The following is a 17407-nucleotide window of genomic DNA, read 5'->3' as shown; positions in this document are numbered from 1 at the left end:
GTCCAGAAATGAAATATATGATATCAATTTTATTAGTTTTAGCGAATCTCAGTGTCGCAAACGCTGAACCCGTCGGGCTCAAATGCAGCTTGAAACATGCGGAATATGGCGAACAAGGGCCGCTAAGTATTATCTTTGATAGCGAGACGGGGGAGGCTTCAATTTTTGATGGACAAGTCTCCCCGATTCTCAATGAAACAAAGAAGATACTGTTTTTCTTTATCTCCTCAAATGAAGATGTAGGAGGTTTCATCTCGATCATAGTTTCGAAAGAAAATGGTCGTCTCTGGTACTTTGCAGGAGCCCCTGACCGGGAAATTGTTACAATGGACGGGAATTGTTTTCGGCCCTTTAAAAAATAGCCGCACAGCGCGAACGCATAACCCCCAACCGCGACCCCCCCCACGGAAGAAAAAGGGGGCATTGGGACCAGTTTAAGATACAGGTTCAGTGCGCTAGCTCCATCTATGGGATGTTGATCAGTCATCACGACGATCTTCTTAACTATATCACATGTTATACTATAACACAATCAATTCTAGGCACAGTCCGCCCCCGCTACTGTCCCCCGCTACACAAAGGAGTATTCCCTTGCTCGGTGCGACAGTCCTACCTTCCTAGATCGTATCCACGCGATGCCCGGTATCGGTGGCCAGCCGCTGTCCCGCTGGGTACTCTCCAGCCCCGTCCTTTGCAGTCTTGCTCCGGTCGGTCCCCGCACTGAGGCGGTGGGTTCTGTGTCGCGCTTCTGAGCGGCCTAGTAGGCACTGGTTCCGCTCGGAGTGGGGTAGTTCCCGATCTATATCCCCGCCGATATTGCTCGACGGTCAAAAGCTAGAGCGTGACCCGCGTCCTGTGATATGCCCCTAAGGTATGCTCACTATGAACGCGGGCCGATGCTTCACCCGTGACGCCACAGCCGCTCTACAGCAGCGCCACGGGTGATCAGCTTTCAATCGGGTTGAAGTCCTCCGCATCGTCGCTGGCATGGGTGAACAGGTCAGAGACCAGCCCGCGCATCACAGACAGTTGTTTCAGGGATGGTTTCCAATTCTTGCGTCGCGCCTGTTTGGTGACAGACTGTGCAAAGCCCTTGGCCCATGTGTTCTCCGCCATCTGAGCAACCACAGGCATGTGGTGCAGCAGACGTTCGATCTCAGCAGGCGTTGCCGCGCGCTCGATTGGCTGGCGATTGTGGAAGGTCATTCCGCGCCCTCCCCAGACTGAGGCGCGGGCAACAGAAGCCGCGTGATAGCTTCACGGTCAACTTTCTGAGCCTCTACATCCGCAAGGTACTGCTCAGGATCTATGTGCTTCCACAACGCGGTCTTGAGGATCTCTGCAATCACGTTTGGCGGTAGAGCCTCAAGTTGACAGGTGCCGCCCTCCCAATTCTTGGATCTCGTGTCGGTTGATTTAGCAGGCGCAGTGGGCAGGTCGTATTCAACAACCTGTTGTTTGGTCAACGCTATGCGGTGAAACTCTACAGTCACCAGTCCATGCCGACGATCCGCTTCAACAAAGGCAGTTACGTCCTCAGCTACAGCGTTGAAAATATCTTCGCCGCTCGGATCGCAGTCCCCGAGGTGCAGGATGATCGCAGGCTTTTCGACTCTCACAATCCGGTCAGCCAAGTCTTTTTTGGCGGTCAGGCTATCGAAGCCGCCGGATGAATACGCCTTCACTGAGTACGGTGCCGCAACATCGTCGATCTGAGGCAACATGCCCGCAGCTTCACACCAGACCTCGATATGAATGTCCTGAGCGGATAACTTGTTGCGAGTGTACCGCTCCCCCATTCTGCGAACATGGCTCAGGAAGTCGTCGCGGTCGTCAAAATGATCACGACGATACGTTGTAACTCCATCATCGCGGATAGCATCGAAAGGGATAATACGCGCTCGCCGCGCATTGGCGAGATGGTGACACAGCCTGTTGTATGCAGCTTCGCTCTTGTCGTAGCCGTGCGCCCCTACCATGCGATAAAATATCTGCCGGATGGTCAGGGGCCAGTACTGGCGGTATTCGTCAAGTACAAGTTGCGCTTGATCAAGCAAGATCTGAGTTTTTGCCATCGGGTTATAAGAGGTGATATATCCCCGTTTGCCCGTTTTCAGGCCAGCCTGAATTTGAATATTCATGACAGCACCTCGCCGTCCAGAACGCCGAACACCGCCGCCGATGCCGTACGATATGCGGTATCATCGTCGAGCGTGACCAGCGCCGCCATCGCCAGCGCCTGCCGTTCGCCCGTGGTCAGTCTCGCCTTGAGCACAAGGACGAAGCCCTCCCATGCGTCAGGGGTTGCCATGGTCAGGACGTAGCCCAGCGACTTAGACGCGCGCTTATGGCGGTCCTTGGCATACAAAGACATTGCATTTGCGCTCCGCTTCGGGGTAGCATCAGCGCAAGAAATGTCGCGTTTCTTATCGTCTTTGACGCCGTTGACCTTTGCCGAGGTCGCGGCGTTTTCTTTTGCCTCGACGTTCCCCGAAAGGTTCGTCAAAGCGGTTTTTTCCTGAGTGTTTCCAATGACAGATTTACGGCAGTTCGCCGCCTCATCTATCTGATATGGTTCACAGACGTCTTGTCTGCCGGGCCTACCAAACATCCCAATTTCCGCCATATTACGTTGGGATTGCGTGTGGAATGTGGACCACTCTTCAGCAACCGAGGTCCACATCCTTGAAATTCATTGATGCATTTTCTCAATCGCAAGCTTTGCCGATCCTGCTCTTTTTAACATTCTTGGTATAAATCTCAGAAGTATTAGCTTGTGTTTGAGCCATAAAACGCATGATTTCATATTTTGTACCACAAGCCGCTGGGAGCAGTTGCACCGCGCCCTGTTGTGGTCCATGTTTTTGGAAGGCCAGCTCGCTCTGTCCAGTTTTGGAACTTGTTTCAAAGCGACTCAGGGGCGCGAGAGTATTTGCAGCCTCGGTTTGCAAAAAGCTTTGCCGACTTTGATGAAGTGACGGTTTATGTATTAGTTGTGGTAGCGCAGGAACAGCAACTATGCAGAGCTCTTCTTGTCGGGCTGGAATTTCAGCCAGCGACACCTTATCACGTTTTTAAATTGTGCTGATCCAGGCCACCAATACCCCTAATACGAGGCAGGACATTTCGAGACCGTATGAGCCAAATCCGAGCCAATGAATACGGTTTAAGTTTGGCAAAAAATTTCGTCATCTCTTCCGCTGTCCATAACTTCGCTCCCCCCCCCCAGCTCTAATAAACTTTCTCGACCGAAATCACCGGTAAATTCCTAGGATACCCTCGCATTTCCCATCACAGGTACGCAGCTCAGTGCCTTGATGCAGTTGCCTGCAGCGGCTGTCTTTTCTCCTTAGCCCTCGAAAACAGAAAGAAAATATCCTTCAGGAGTTTCGGCTTCAAAGCTTGCCAACCTACCATCTATAGCGTCCAGTAAATTTCAGGCATTTTTCAAAAGAAATTTGGATTCATCGAGAATGAGATCGAAGCATCTCCCGCTTTAACTTGCGCGCCCCACGCCTCTAAATATCGATTACAGAACCTGTCCAGATCACCCTCATTAATCTTGATCGCTTTTACCAACTGAGGATTTTCGTCAGCACGCGAAGCGAGATAGTGCTCATGAAATGTGAGTTCTCCTGTGCCCGCTGCGATAAGTTTCTCTTATCCCTGTTGTCTCCACTCTTATCCGCCGTTTGGTTTGACCAACTCCGGTTTCACTTTTAAGCGATCCTTGCAAACGACATTTCAAATTCACTTCTTCCCTGACTTCTTTAGGACCCCTATTTTACTGGTTTTGATTGATTGAGGGCCTAAGTCTAAGACTGAAGAATCGATAATACTGACTGATCGGTCGCAACCGGAATTGATGTGGGGTAAAACCAGACGCCATCGCAGCAGCTATCGCATTTGAGATTGTAGCTTTGGACGGTTTCGCAGCGGGCGAAGTAAATGTACTCCATAAAAACAGGAGGAAGACGTCTTGATTCGGACGCAGATTCTCGAAACGATTGGGTCTTCGGGATCGATCATAGAATACTGGCCGGACTCTTCGGTATCGATGTCCCCGACATGCTTCAAGCTGAGCATATCATGAAGCCAGTTTAATTCACGGAGCAGTCAAATGGTCTTGTCATTTAATGCCTTCAAAAGCCCAAGGAAGCCCTGCAAGCGCATGAGCGCGGGGTCCCCTTTACAGAAAAAGATGGACTGCATTCTGAAGGTCCAGATCAAATTGCGCCATAAGTACTTTCACGCGCGCGAGAAATTGTTCCCGTGCCATACAAAACCTGCTCTTTAGGCACCTCCCCGTCGACGGCTCAAGTGCATGGCTGGGCCCGCTACATTCGCCACGCTCTGTTTTGGTTAATGAGCAGGTTCCTATTACCGCTAACTGGTACGCCGCCGTGTCCAGCTATATTAAAGTCCGCAACTATCCGCCTCGCTTTCCAGATATAAGTAACTTTGGCGATTTATTGAGGATCTAAGACTGGGCCAGCTAAGCAAATGACTTTGAGGGCCTTTTTGAAAAACTCATTGTTTCTTGAGACGCGTCAGCTTGCGGCCCTTTGATGCTCCCAGACAAATGACTGCGTCCTCCCTTGAAGTGAGAGTATCAGGTTTCAGGCAGCTTCGATTTTCGGGACCTGCACATCTGCATTCCTGAGTTGCCCTGCCATGATTTCGGTATACGGCGTGGTTGGGTTTGCCTCGGCGAGCATGCCGACCTTCATCCAGAATTCAGCCTGCGCATTGATCGAACGGCACATAACTGAACTGGATTTGCGCAGTTCCTCATGCATTTCTTCCCCAATTTTTACGATGCCCATCGACGCGCCTCCGAATTATAATCTATATGAACCGTATATGACTCGTATAAGGCCATGGCAACTCAAGGTCAATTTGACTGCTACTGCCGCGATGAGAATTTTAGAGTTACCTTCATAATGGACAGATATGAATGTATAGACATTTTGACTGCACCCGAGGCGGAGCATGCCCGTAGAACCGAGAGCATCAAGCTATATGGGCCTGACGCTTTTGAGGGTATGCGCCGCGCAGGTGAGTTAACCGCGCGGTGTCTCGACGACATCGCCGATCTTATCTGCGCTGGCACAGCCTTATCGCAGATCAATAACTTCGTCCTTAACTTCGCAGCCAAGTATCATGCCACACCAGCGACTTTGGGCTATAAAAGCTATCCATACGCCTGCTGCACATCGGTCAACCATGTGGTCTGTCACGGATTTCCCGACGAGAAAAAGTTACGCGACGGCGATATTGTGAACGTTGATGTTACCCTGATACTGAACGGGTGGCATGGCGATTCAAGTCGGATGTATGTGGTTGGAAAGCCGAAACGCACGGCTGAGCGCCTTATCCAGATTGCGCATGAGGCGATGATGCAGGGTATCAGTGTAGTACGTCCTGGAGCGCGATTAGGTGATATCGGCAATGCAATACAAACCTACGCGCGTTCCGAACGCTGCTCGGTGGTCCGCGAATTTTGCGGCCACGGCATCGGGCAGGTCTTTCACGACTCCCCCGACATCCTGAACTTCGGCACAGCTGGAACCGGCTTGGAGCTAAGAGAGGGTATGATTTTTACTATTGAACCGATGATCAACTTGGGGCGTGCCGACGTAAAATTGCTTGCAGACGAATGGACGGCCGTAACGCGTGACAGATCCCTTTCGGCACAATTCGAGCATTCGATTGGCGTGACATCCGACGGGTTCGAGATTTTCACACGCTCGCCCACTGGCCTTCATGCGCCCGGGATCAAGCTTTTTACCGTTCCTGCTTAGCGGAAATTCGACGTTACTGAAGCATCGGTTGAATGGGCTCTTTTCGGGCCTAAACACCTTTTGCACATCTCGTTATATAGAGCGCTATCAACGTCTAATTTACAATGTGGGAGCGCGTGGCGGATCGCACGATCGATTATTCAAACACAAAAATTACCTGCCATTCGAGTATTTCGGCAGATTACACGTTGATCTGCGAATAGGGTGAGCTTTCGCTGCAATTCCTCCAACGCCGGATTCCTGCACATTTGGAGCGTTCTCATCGACCTGTTTAGTCACGGCCAGCCCAAGTCTTGGCATATTCCGGCAACGTCATGTGCAATCGCTTGATGTTCTGCCTTTCTTACTCACGCTGATTGGCGTTGCGTTTTGCGTGCTGCGCGGCTATTTAGACTAGTAGAACTCGAGGTCGAAACAGTGTTCGATCCCGCATACTCCACCACAGATGGCCGATCTAAAAAGACGCGATCCCTTGGCCGGATTGGACTCAGAAATCGTGGCGAATGTGAAGCGGTTCGTAACGCAACAACCTCGATTACGACGAAGGCGTGTTCATCTACATACTGGCCGCCGCGCTTATCATCGGCCATTTACGATCATTCTAAGGATCTTCGCCGCAAGTCAGATATTTGCGGTCCGTTCAAAGCATGGCGGCGCGGCAGAATTACTTTTGAAAATCAAAATCTTGCGACTCAGAAATTACGTTGAGCATCCTTGATGCGGTCAGGACAACCCTATGAAATATGACAATGCACGCCCACCGATGGCCGTAATTCTGGCTGCTGGCATTGGAACGCGCCTCAGCCCGCTCACTGACAAAACCGCCAAAAGCCTGCTATCCGTCGGCGGCTCGGTTGTTATGGAACGGATCATCCGCAACTGCCTAAGTTGCGGGATGTCCCAGTTTGTCGTGGTGCTCGGCCATCGTGCGGATGAACTCAAACAGTTCATCGACAAAACCTTTCGCGGGATCCGCGTCACCTATGTGATGAATGACCGCTACCGCGATACCAACACAGGATATTCCCTGATGCTGGCATCACCGACCGTCGGTACGGCAGATTTCATAAAAATTGATGCTGATGTGGTATTCGAGACGAGAGTTATGCGTGCTTTGATAGATAGCGATCTACCAAACATTCTGTGCACTGATCGCAATATTGAGCTGACGGACGAAGAGGTGAAAGTGATTGCTGACGACAAAATGCGCGTGAGCGAGATTGGCAAAACAGTCGATCCTGCATCGGCACTTGGCGCTACAATCGGCATCGAGAAAATCAGCGCAGTCACAGGCCCCTTGTTGTTTGCTGAGTTGAAAGAACTGATGGAAAGCCCCGCCAATGCACAAGCGCATTACGAAGCGGCCTATGCGCGGCTGGTTAGCAAAGGCATCCCGTTTCATGCACTGGACATCACGGGCATGAAATGGACTGAGATTGACACACCGGAAGATTTCGCTGCTGCAAACGCGATGTTTGGCACACCGATCACGACAGTTTCGCGCGGTCAGCAACGGGCGTTGGACGAAGCGGATACAAATCCGCAGCGCCGCCTCTAAATCGACAGTCGAATTCATCACGCGTCGTATTTCAAACGTCTGATGCGTAGCGCAGCCTCGCTTTGCCACCACGGCATCGGATCGCTGCATTTTGGAAGGACAGACCATGGCCAAAGGTAAGAACAGCAAAAAGGAAGCGAAGAAGCCAAAGCAGGAAAAGCCAAAAGTCTCTGCAACGGCTAATTCAAATGCTGGAAAGCCTGCGATTTCGATCTCGGGTAAGGCGGTAAAGTAAGTCGCCAGGACCGCCTATTGGCTCGCTGATTTCAGGACAATTGTTCCCGATGAAATATAGTTCTACAGCCACTTGCGGCGGCCTGCAGCGATAGCCACCTCAGTAACATTGGCACTCAGGTGTGGCGAGTGCCAATGCGTTTCTACGCATGCCACCCCTACCGGAAATCTCAAAAAGGAGCATTTCCATGACGTTTATCCCTCTACATGATCGTGTTCTCGTGCGGCGCATCGAAGGCGACGAAAAAACTGCAGGCGGCCTGATCATCCCCGATAATGCTAAGGAAAAACCACAAGAAGGTGAGGTTGTCTCTGTCGGTGCGGGCGCAAAAGATGATACAGGTGCGCGCATTGCCATGGATGTCAAAGCTGGTGATAAAATTCTGTTCGGCAAGTGGTCCGGCACCGAAATCAAACTCGACGGCGAAGAGCTGATGATCATGAAAGAAAGCGATATTTTGGGCGTTATAGCCTGAACAACGCTGCCTTTTTATACATTCAATTAGGAATACCGACATGTCTGCAAAAGACGTCAAATTCGGCACGGACTCCCGTGACCGCATGCTCAAGGGCATCAATATACTCGCCAATGCCGTCAAAGTCACACTGGGGCCCAAGGGCCGCAATGTGGTCATTGACAGATCCTATGGGGCACCACGCATTACCAAGGACGGCGTGACCGTCGCCAAGGAAATTGAACTAGCTGACCCGTATGAAAATATGGGCGCGCAACTGGTCAAGGACGTTGCATCGCGTACCAACGACGAAGCGGGCGACGGCACAACGACCGCGACTGTTCTGGCGCAAGCCATTGTCAAAGAAGGCATGAAGGCTGTCGCCGCGGGCATGAATCCGATGGACCTCAAGCGTGGGATCGACAAGGCTGTGGCGGCTGTGATCGCTGAAGTAAAGGCCATGTCCCGTCCTGTTGGCGACACCGCCGAAATTGCGAAAGTAGGCACCATTTCGGCCAATGGTGAAACCGAAATAGGCCAGCAAATCGCAGATGCTATGGCGAAAGTTGGCAATGAGGGCGTGATCACTGTCGAAGAAAACACGGGCCTTGAGACTGAAACCGAAGTGGTGGAAGGCATGCAGTTTGATCGCGGCTACCTCAGCCCGTACTTTGTGACGGATCCTGCCAAGATGACGGCAGACCTCGAAGACTGCGTCATTCTGCTACATGAGAAAAAGCTGTCCTCTTTGGCCCCGATGGTTCCCTTGCTTGAGGCTGTGATGCAGGCAGACAAGCAATTGCTTATCATCGCCGAAAGCATCGAAGGTGAGGCGCTGGCGACCCTTGTGGTCAACAAGCTGCGCGGCGGGCTAAAAGTTGCGGGCGTCAAAGCCCCCGGTTTCGGAGATCGCCGCAAAGCCATGCTACAAGACCTTGCCGTACTGACCGGCGGGCAGGTGATTTCCGAAGAATTGGGGATGAAACTGGAAAGCGTAACGTTGGATATGCTTGGCGCCGCCAAGAAAATTGCAATCACCAAAGACACAACTACGATCATTGACGGTGCGGGTGACAAGGCCGCAATCGCGACCCGTGTGACCCAGATCCGTGCGCAGATCGAAGACACCACGTCGGACTACGACAAAGAGAAACTGCAAGAGCGACTTGCCAAACTTGCCGGCGGCATTGCCGTCATCAAGGTCGGCGGAGCGACCGAGATCGAAGTGAAAGAGCGCAAAGACCGCGTCGATGATGCTCTGAACGCAACCCGTGCAGCTGTCCAAGAAGGCGTTGTGCCCGGCGGCGGTGTAGCATTGGTGCATGCGGGCAAGGTGCTTGAAGCGCTCAAGGGCGACAACGCAGACCAGCTTGCAGGTATCGCGATTATCCGAAAAGCGCTTCAGGCACCGCTGCGTCAAATCGCGGAAAACGCCGGTGTTGACGGGTCGGTCGTCGCTGGCAAGATCATCGAGAACGCAAGCAAGACGTTTGGCTATGATGCACAATCAGAGCAATACGGTGACATGCTAAAGGCTGGTGTCATTGACCCGACCAAAGTCGTGCGGATCGCGTTGGAATATGCCGCGTCAGTTGCCGGGCTTTTGATCACTACGGAGGCGATGGTCGCAGACAAACCTGCCAAGACCAGCAGCAGCAACATGCCCGACATGGGCGGCATGATGTAAGTCGTAATGCAAAACGCGGCCAGCAGCTTTTGTTTTTGCTGGCCGTTACCGCTCATCACGCCTCAATTTCAGACCTTAGAAATCCAAAACAGCAGCTTTGGACGCTTTTATGCATCATGCTAACCGCAGCATCAGAAAACTTAGGCTGATTTTATTGAAGAACTGAGTGTTGCAGCCGCAGAAAATGACGAAACAAACTGAGTGTAAGCGCCTTTTCTTTCAGGCTTTTCGCACATGCTGCGGTACAGAAAGGATCTTGCCAAATTTGCGAAGGTTTTGGGCGGTTGTGGCGAGGAGGAATTCGTCATTTGCACCGCATGGTCCACGTAATTGTATCCTGCCAACCCGGGAATGCATTTGAGGTGGGCAAAGAGCATTTCGACTTCCTTTCACAGCCGAATTGAGGTCGCATACTGTTTGGTTTTTGCGATGTCTCGGGCGACCTTCCCTGCATCTACATGTTCTTCGCGGGTGATCTTGCGTACATCAGCTTTTGCGCAACACTTCATCTTTGGTGGGCATGCTTGGCAGATGTGTTTCAGAGCCTGATACTTGGCAACGCCCTTGCCTGTGGGTTTACGGTTCGGATTAAAATAACTGCGCCGGAATTGCTTGAGCGGTCCGCCTTCCGGGCAGATGCATGGGTTGTTCTCAGAATCCCATTCAAAGGCAGCGCGAGACCATGTGCCGTCTATTCGTCCTGATTTATCCACCACAGGAATGTGGGGTTTGACGTTGCGATCAACCAGCCACTCCGGCATTGGACCTGACCCATATGCCGCGTCTGCTATGAGTTGTTCAGGATCAAAATCATGCAGATCCTTGAGCCGAGCCAACATGGTGCCTACTGAAACGATTTCGGCCTGCGATTTCGATCTTGCTCCTTCAACATCCACAATGACGCTGCGCTCTGTATCGATTAGGTAATTGGTTGAATAGCTGAAGAATGCAGGACCTTTACGGGCCGCCGTCCATTGGCTTGCTGGACCAAAGTGGGACGTGGACTTAGGTGCAGACGTAGATGCCGCACCACAAGCTGCGTCGTCCAAGACATCCAGACACTCCTTCACAGCACGCCGCGCATCGTTTGGATTGACGGCACTGTGATCCAATCTGCCTTTGGTGTGGAGTTCTGTTTGTTCGCATCTGCCTCAATCGGACTGGCATCTGCCGCAAGGCGCTGGCTGCCCGCCAGACCATCTGCGAAGCAGCGGGCCGCGGTCTTCTTGAACAGATGTCTCAGCAGTTTTCTTTCCCGAAAACGCCCGTGACGGTTCTTAGAAAACGTCGAGTGGTTTGGCATTGGCTCAGATAAGTCGAGGCGAGAGAACCAACGATGAGCGAGGTTCAGATGCACCTCTTCACAAAGCCGACGCTCTGAACGAATGCAGAAGCAGTAATCCACGAGCAGCATGCGGATCAGCAGTTAGGGAGCAATGATGGACGGCAATTGTAGCTGTAAAACAGCGCGCCTTGCGTTTCCTGCTTTGGTCCCATCACCGTAAAATCCCCCGCATAATTACTAGAATTGAATGAGCGACGGAGCACCAAATGAAAAAGATTTTTGCAACAGAATTGGCGCAAGGCTGTCGTTCGCTGCGCGAAACATTAGGGTTAGCTTCGGGCCGTTCGGGACATACTCGTATTTGCTTCAGGAGCAGTAATGCTGCAATGCATAAAGCGACAGCAAATCCCGCTTCCATTAGTGGCTAATCTTAGGATGAAGCAGGAACCGACCGATTACGCAGCTGGCAGGTCCCTGCCCCATCAGTATTTCTCACGTTACCTTACCCTTAGGTTCTGGACGATGTTGACCCCGTTTCGGTATATCTGATCTCCTTCGCCTTGAATATAAGCAGGTCTCCAAATCGCAGCTTGCGGCAGTGTCCAGTTTTCGGGTGGGTAGCTCACTGGGCATTAGCTTGATAGCAGTCTATTGATACCGAAACGAACGAGGTCAGATTATGCGTCACAGTATCATTTCAGTTATTCTAACTTTCATGCTCCTTTCGGGTTGCAGCGATTTTGCAACAGAGCGCACTACTGTCCTCGGCGCAGGTCCTGACGAATTGCTGAAGTTGCGCGCAGGTCCGGGTCTTGGCTTCAGCGTTGTTTTGGGCTTGCCTGACGGGACCTCGCTCGTTCGCCGTGATTGTGTAACCGAATTAGGTCAGTTGTGGTGCCGCGTCTCGCTTGCAGCTGCGCCGCAAATCACGGGCTACGTCGCCGCCGATTATCTTTCGACACGTTAACTTGGGCCAGCTGGCTCTCACTGGCAATTCACCAATTAAAATTTCGCGCATTACACAAGTGACTGTAATGAGATGAACGCCGTCTTATACTTTATTGATCGATGATCGTTTGCATTTCCTAGGCCGGAACGTGTTTGCGCAGCTTCCGGAGTGGGCGTGTTCTGTCGATAAGGTTTCTTGATTAATCGAAACGGCTGGATCGGCAGACCAATGTCCGTCCAAAATTCGTTTTGGAAATAACATTTGCCAATTTGTAGATGCTGGAAACAGGGTTTCAAGTTTCCGAGGAGATTTTCGCATGGCCGAGTTTTTCAACAGAATAGGTGGATAGCGGTCATCCGCTGCACTTTGCAGAGAGGTCTGCTTTCAGGAAGCCGTTCAACAAACCGACCTTTTTGGAACGCTATGAATGGGACGTTGAGGACAGTTTAGGTTTTGCATAATATGCCTATGGACTTGCTTTAAAGGCGTCCCCCGATCCAATTGGTGAAGCGTTGCTACATACCGTCAAATTCAGGCCTATCTATGTCTTTTACGCTATCAGTTACATTTCCAAGAGTTGTGATACTCGTGTCCCAAGCAATTTGCGGAGATTGCTTTATACCCAGCCAAACTTCTTGTTTTGTAGGAACTTGCAAGGCGCAGACTGCACTTCTGTCATCTGAACGAGCAGTATCAGGATCGAGGGCGACTTGAAGATCGTAAAGATCAGTCATGTTATCACAAGCTGCTTTGAGTTCGTATGCTGTCGCAGCAACGACAATCGCAATCCCGTAGAACGGAATACTCTCACCCGGAATACTGGATACGTTTGCAAGGGTTGATCGTGTCGTCCGAGTCATGGTGCGTTCAAGAACTTCCTGCGTGGCCTCCTTAATCGTCGTCGACCGACCTCTGAATGTAACAGCATCAACTCTTCGGATACGCGCATTCTCTGCGACGAGGCTGGATGCACGACGTTTTTCGACGTCGAGATCGGCTCTTAGCCGATTGTTTTGTGTGGTCAGGTCAAGAGTTTTGGTTTTTGATCGCCCCATAACGGTAGATGTTGTTCCGGCAATAGCTGAAATTGCAGTGCTTGTGATAGCAGCCAGCGCTGTGATTGTATGGCTGGCGACGAAAAATCCGAGGAAAAGCAAAAAGACCAATATGCGGCTTGTCTTAAATATAATTCTGAATGAACCGACTAAAAGTGCTAGAGTTTTCTTGAACATGCTTACCAATCAGATCCTATATATTTGAACTCTTAATTTAAAGCCAAAGTGCAGAATAGAGAAGACAAATCAATGGGCGAAAAGCAAAAGGCACTCAAGAGCGTTCCAAAAACGCTCCTTTTTGGCACTGCCTAAAATCACCTAAATTTAAGCTGCCAAAAATCCCGTTCAAAACCTTGATAGTTGTTGAAGGTTTTTGACTTGTGACGATAGCAGACAATGGTGGCGTTGCAGAATATCGGTAGTCTGGGCTCCTTGCTGCCATTCGCCATAAATCATTGTCGAGGTGGGAAGCGACAGTCTTAAATCGACAATGTGAGCTTTCGCAGCACCTGCGGCAATGTCCGGTTCGCTGCTTTTCGAGCAACTGCTGCTTAGTTCGTCAGGTTGGATACAATCCATGCAGAGTGTCATCGATCGCGCTCTGCGGACTCCCCATTGGCGAATGGCTGTCGCATGGCTGAAGCCTTATCAACAAAGCCCGACGGAATGACGCATGATGCACGTATAACCTGTATAACAATCGCATTGGACCCATAATGAAACTAACATTAGCCATTTTCTCTCTGTGTTCACTCTGCGCCACTGCGTCAGGCGCTGAGACCTTTTTATCCGATGTTTGGGCCGACAACTGGTTCGAGATGCGTATCGATGGCGCGCCGGTCGCGCAGGACAGCGTGCCAATCACGACAGAGCGATCCTTTAATTCAGAAAGTTTCACATTCGAGGCCGATCGCCCTTTCGTGGTCGGAGTTGTGGCAAAAGACTTCAAAGAAAATGATACTGGTTTGGAATATATCGGAACGCAGCGTCAACAGATGGGCGACGGCGGGCTGATCCTTCAAATCCGAGATGCAGCGGGACAGACCGTGGCGGTTAGCTCAGCAGATTGGACCTGTGAGGTCATCCACACGGCCCCCTTGGATAAATCCTGCGAGGCGTCCACAAATCCCATGGCTGGTGAAGGTGCTTGCACATTTGACGCGTTAGAAGAACCAGATGGCTGGGACACGGCATCCTTCGATGCATCAGAGTGGCCGCAGGCCAGCGTGTTTACCGCCCGCGAAGTCAGCCCGAAAGACGGCTACGACGAAATCAACTGGGCCCCAGAAGCCGAGTTGATCTGGGGCCCCGATCTTGAACAAAGCAATATCGTTTTGTGCCGCATTACTGTCAATTAAACCGTAGAATAGGAGTGCGAAATATGAGCCGTACAATGACCCTTCTGGCCTGTTCGATTTTCGCTGCTATCGCAAATCCCGCACTGGCACACAACGACCACTGCGATGCTGTGGCCGCCTCGGTCGCGGATGCGGGCTTCGCTGACAGCGTCACAGTGACCTGCTCTGATACCCAAGCCATTCTGGCATCCGATACCTATCCCGATCATGACATGATGACGGGCATAGTGGGCAGCAACGAACAAGTGCCCGTTCCCGCCGAATATCCCGCACCTGTCCTCCTCAATCCCGTCTATTCCGGCACACCTCTGACCCGCGATGCGGCACTCGGCGTGGCGGTCAATGGGGTGCCGATTTATGACTACACTGGAGGCGGTGAAATGTCGGAAGCTGATTTGGCGCACCATCAAACACGACACGACACGCTACAAACGGGCCAATTGGACGTCTGCGGCGGGCACGCTGGCCGTGGCGATGATTACCATTACCACGTCGCACCGACCTGCATGATCGCGCAAATGGCCAATGTGGGACCAGAAGCAATCATCGGCTGGGCGTTCGATGGTTTTCCGATTTATGGCGACACAAATCCCGACGGCAGCACAATTGAAGGTGGCGTTCTGGACGTTTGTAACGGGCAAACCGACGATATATTCGGCTACCGTTACCACACCTCACAAGAGGCGCCTTATATCGTGCAATGCCTGATGGGCGAACTCCCGAACTTCAATGATTTGCCCCGCGTGCGCCCCCTGTCAGCCGCAAGCGGCGGAGGCGCGCAACAAGGTCGGCCGCCTCAAGGTGGCGTGCAAAATCTTGTCTTCACGCAAAGCGCCGATGGTAGCCGTAGCATGGACTACAGGTATCAGGACGAAGATTACTATATCCGCTACAGCCCGTCAGGTAGTGACAACTGTTACGAATACTCGACCAAAACCGTGACCAACGATGGAGACGTCATGGAAGGGGAATTCTGCCGATGACACGTGCACCTCGTCTGTCTGCACTTTCACCGATGCTGCTATGCTGCATTTGGGCCGGTGCCGCGATCGCCCAAGAAACAATTACGCTGACAAGTCCGGCCATTATGAGCGGCGGTGATCTGCCAAGCGATCTCAAATGCAGCCGCGGCGGGGGTGGCCTATCGCCCCCACTCGCGTGGTCAGCCGTTCCCGAAGAAATGCATAGCCTCGGGGCAATCATGCAACACAATCCGCGCGGCAAGGTCCCGGGCACCGGCGCGCCCTGCCAATGCTAGCTCTTGTGGAGCATCCCCGCTTACACAACTACCACTCTGCGCGGCAACCCAACCTCAATAGGCGATGATGGCGCTGACGAAGACAAGAGCCGCACAGGGTATACACCACCCTGCTCACCACCTGGCGCATGCCATGAGCACACCATCACCCTCTATGCGCTAAGCCCGACCCCAGACACACTGCCAGCCAACGACAGCCCACAGGTAGATTGGAGCAAAATGACACAGGCCATTGCGCCGCTCGTCATATCGTCCTCATCCTTCACATTCTGGAACTGGCTCGCGCTGAAATCGCACGTTCGTTGCGGTTGCGCGGATGAAGGCTGACGACAACAAGACGTCAAACCACTATCATTTTCACGCTGTCACAAAAAGTCATTTAAAATGGCAAGTAGCGGCCCCCCGCAAAAACGTCCACTCGATAAAAGTTCTCCGGCGGCCACTTTTGTGTGTCTTAACTCAAGAATAGCCTGTGTTGAGATCTTCTGAATTTCTGCGCATTGTTGTATTGACGGCATTAAGAATTGCTTGCGAAACCGCATTGCAGTCTTGAAGCGTGAGGCGTGCGGGGAGCCTGACGTCACAGGCACGATTAAGCATAGCGCGCGTTTTCGGTTGATCTGGATTAGAGCTTAAAAACTTCCAGTTCCAAAATGCGCGAGCATTATCATCAGATCTGCCAAATATCTGGATCTTCAATCCCAGTGAGGCCGCTTGGCTGACGAATTCATCAACTTGCTCATCTGACATGTTTATTAGATTGAATTGAATGGAATCGGGTGCGCGCTTCTCAGAGGGCAGAGAAGCTGGTACGGAAATCCACGGGCAATCCGCGAGTGTTGCCGCAACATGGTCATGGTTGCGACGTCCAGCTTCGACCCTTCCGGGAAGAGCCTCAAGTTGAGGTCGGATTAGCGCCGCCGACAAAGTATTGAGGCGTAAATTGTACAAAGGTAACTTGTTTTGCCAGTTCGCAAACGCCGTATGTAACACGGGGTGCTTTTGCCAATTGTGTTCATATGCGCCGGACATAATTATCGCCTGCGCGATGAGGTCTTCATCATCGGTGATCATGATACCCCCTTCACCCGCATTTAACATTTTATAGGATTGAAAGCTAAAGCAGCCTATTGCTCCAATCGTACCAATGTTGCGCCCTGCCCAAGTTGTACCAAGGCTGTGGGCAGCATCTTCTATCACTGGAACGCCGGCCGCATCACACAATCCCATTATTGCATCCATGTCGGATGTATGGCCGCGCATATGGCTGATAATTACAGCGCTACAGTTAGGAAGTTTGGTTTCAAAATCGGTCAGGTCGATCCGGTAGTCATCGCCGCATTCACATAGCATAGGGATGCAATCAGCATGCACCACTGCCGAAGGAACAGCCGCGAACGTAAAGGCAGGGATCAGCACTTTGGCCTCGCGCGGCAGGCCGAGCGATTTGAGCGAAAGAAACAACGCCGCCGAACAGGACGAAACTGCCAGCGCAAACTTGGTCCCAAGCGCTTGGGCAAACTCTGCCTCAAGCAGAGCAACGGGAGATTGATCAGAGCCATACCGGAAAAGATCACCTGTCCGTAGAATTCGGTCTACCTCGGCCTGAGCGGCATCTGGAATCGGCTCGGCAGCGGTTAGGTTCGGCAATTTAAGCATAATATCATCAGTCCTGAAATCTCATGGATGCATCGAAACGGAACATGGTAACTTACTGACTTACCTTTTAGTTGCCCGCGTCCTCGAAACGCAAATAAAAACATC

The 17407-nt window shown here is 51.7% G+C and carries 18 protein-coding genes and 1 pseudogene; 11 read left to right on the top strand and 8 right to left on the bottom strand.

Annotated elements, in window-relative coordinates; translation table 11 throughout:
• Positions 1-8 precede the first annotated feature (8 nt).
• Entirely contained in the window at positions 9-362 is a 354-nt protein-coding gene (locus tag C8N30_RS13505) for a hypothetical protein (RefSeq protein ID WP_025062264.1), read from the top strand.
• Between the two features lie 583 nt (positions 363-945).
• Here C8N30_RS13505 and C8N30_RS13500 read toward each other — a convergent pair.
• The 5 genes from C8N30_RS13500 to C8N30_RS13485 all read right to left on the bottom strand — a co-directional run bounded on the left by C8N30_RS13500 (position 946) and on the right by C8N30_RS13485 (position 4826).
• On the bottom strand, positions 946-1206 hold the full coding sequence (locus C8N30_RS13500; protein ID WP_025062265.1) for a hypothetical protein: 261 nt from the start codon (positions 1204-1206) through the stop codon (positions 946-948).
• Positions 1203-2141, bottom strand: coding sequence for a hypothetical protein (locus C8N30_RS13495; protein ID WP_025062266.1), 939 nt, complete (start codon positions 2139-2141; stop codon positions 1203-1205). The genes C8N30_RS13500 and C8N30_RS13495 overlap by 4 nt, the downstream gene beginning before the upstream one ends.
• Positions 2138-2506 (bottom strand): hypothetical protein, encoded by a 369-nt coding sequence (locus C8N30_RS13490; RefSeq protein ID WP_147419714.1) that lies wholly within the window; start codon positions 2504-2506, stop codon positions 2138-2140. The genes C8N30_RS13495 and C8N30_RS13490 overlap by 4 nt, the downstream gene beginning before the upstream one ends.
• A 202-nt stretch (positions 2507-2708) precedes the next feature.
• Positions 2709-3062 carry a hypothetical protein gene (locus C8N30_RS19215; protein WP_147419713.1) on the bottom strand — a complete coding sequence of 118 codons (354 nt, stop codon included), beginning with the start codon at positions 3060-3062 and terminating at the stop codon, positions 2709-2711.
• 1557 nt (positions 3063-4619) lie between these two features.
• On the bottom strand, positions 4620-4826 hold the full coding sequence (locus C8N30_RS13485) for a ParD-like family protein (protein ID WP_025062268.1): 207 nt from the start codon (positions 4824-4826) through the stop codon (positions 4620-4622).
• Positions 4827-4943: 117 nt separating this feature from the next.
• Here C8N30_RS13485 and map point away from each other — a divergent pair, with 117 nt between their 5' ends.
• The 5 genes from map to groL all read left to right on the top strand — a co-directional run bounded on the left by map (position 4944) and on the right by groL (position 9738).
• Positions 4944-5804 carry a type I methionyl aminopeptidase gene (gene map, locus C8N30_RS13480; RefSeq protein ID WP_025062269.1) on the top strand — a complete coding sequence of 287 codons (861 nt, stop codon included), beginning with the start codon at positions 4944-4946 and terminating at the stop codon, positions 5802-5804.
• A gap of 736 nt (positions 5805-6540) precedes the next feature.
• Entirely contained in the window at positions 6541-7362 is an 822-nt protein-coding gene (locus C8N30_RS13475) for a phosphocholine cytidylyltransferase family protein (RefSeq protein ID WP_025062270.1), read from the top strand.
• 106 nt (positions 7363-7468) lie between these two features.
• Positions 7469-7597 (top strand): hypothetical protein, encoded by a 129-nt coding sequence (locus C8N30_RS19840; RefSeq protein WP_269667559.1) that lies wholly within the window; start codon positions 7469-7471, stop codon positions 7595-7597.
• Between the two features lie 187 nt (positions 7598-7784).
• Positions 7785-8072, top strand: coding sequence for a co-chaperone GroES (locus C8N30_RS13470; RefSeq protein WP_025062271.1), 288 nt, complete (start codon positions 7785-7787; stop codon positions 8070-8072).
• Between the two features lie 40 nt (positions 8073-8112).
• Positions 8113-9738: a chaperonin GroEL gene (groL, locus tag C8N30_RS13465; RefSeq protein WP_025062272.1), complete on the top strand. Its 1626-nt coding sequence runs from the start codon at positions 8113-8115 to the stop codon at positions 9736-9738.
• Positions 9739-9957: 219 nt separating this feature from the next.
• On the opposite strand, the pseudogene C8N30_RS13460 reads toward groL, so the two are convergent.
• Positions 9958-11238, bottom strand: a pseudogene (locus tag C8N30_RS13460) (transposase).
• Positions 11239-11289: 51 nt separating this feature from the next.
• On the opposite strand from C8N30_RS13460, the gene C8N30_RS19385 reads away from it, so the two are divergent.
• Both C8N30_RS19385 and C8N30_RS13455 read left to right on the top strand, forming a co-directional pair.
• On the top strand, positions 11290-11451 hold the full coding sequence (locus C8N30_RS19385; RefSeq protein WP_156949565.1) for a hypothetical protein: 162 nt from the start codon (positions 11290-11292) through the stop codon (positions 11449-11451).
• A gap of 287 nt (positions 11452-11738) precedes the next feature.
• Positions 11739-11990, top strand: a complete 252-nt coding sequence (locus C8N30_RS13455; RefSeq protein ID WP_409373599.1) for an SH3 domain-containing protein — start codon at positions 11739-11741, stop codon at positions 11988-11990.
• A 497-nt stretch (positions 11991-12487) separates the two neighbouring features.
• On the opposite strand, the gene C8N30_RS13450 is transcribed toward C8N30_RS13455, so the two are convergent.
• Positions 12488-13204: a hypothetical protein gene (locus C8N30_RS13450; RefSeq protein ID WP_025062274.1), complete on the bottom strand. Its 717-nt coding sequence runs from the start codon at positions 13202-13204 to the stop codon at positions 12488-12490.
• Between the two features lie 539 nt (positions 13205-13743).
• Between C8N30_RS13450 and C8N30_RS13445 the strand changes: the two genes are divergently transcribed.
• From C8N30_RS13445 to C8N30_RS13435, 3 genes are read left to right on the top strand one after another with little or no spacing between them, the layout of a single operon-like run.
• Positions 13744-14385 (top strand): PEBP family protein, encoded by a 642-nt coding sequence (locus tag C8N30_RS13445; RefSeq protein WP_025062275.1) that lies wholly within the window; start codon positions 13744-13746, stop codon positions 14383-14385.
• Between the two features lie 23 nt (positions 14386-14408).
• Entirely contained in the window at positions 14409-15368 is a 960-nt protein-coding gene (locus C8N30_RS13440; protein ID WP_037967896.1) for a YHYH protein, read from the top strand.
• Complete coding sequence (locus C8N30_RS13435) at positions 15365-15643, top strand: hypothetical protein (RefSeq protein WP_037967898.1); 279 nt, start codon at positions 15365-15367, stop codon at positions 15641-15643. Before C8N30_RS13440 ends, C8N30_RS13435 begins: the two co-directional genes overlap by 4 nt.
• A gap of 459 nt (positions 15644-16102) precedes the next feature.
• Here C8N30_RS13435 and C8N30_RS13425 read toward each other — a convergent pair whose 3' ends face one another.
• Positions 16103-17302, bottom strand: a complete 1200-nt coding sequence (locus C8N30_RS13425; protein WP_025062276.1) for a DegT/DnrJ/EryC1/StrS family aminotransferase — start codon at positions 17300-17302, stop codon at positions 16103-16105.
• Between the last annotated feature and the right edge of the window lie 105 nt (positions 17303-17407).

Source organism: Sulfitobacter guttiformis (assembly GCF_003610455.1).
Classification (GTDB): Bacteria; Pseudomonadota; Alphaproteobacteria; order Rhodobacterales; family Rhodobacteraceae; genus Sulfitobacter; species Sulfitobacter guttiformis.
The sequence above is the reverse complement of the archived record's forward strand: the minus strand, read 5'-3'. Positions and strand labels throughout refer to the sequence as shown.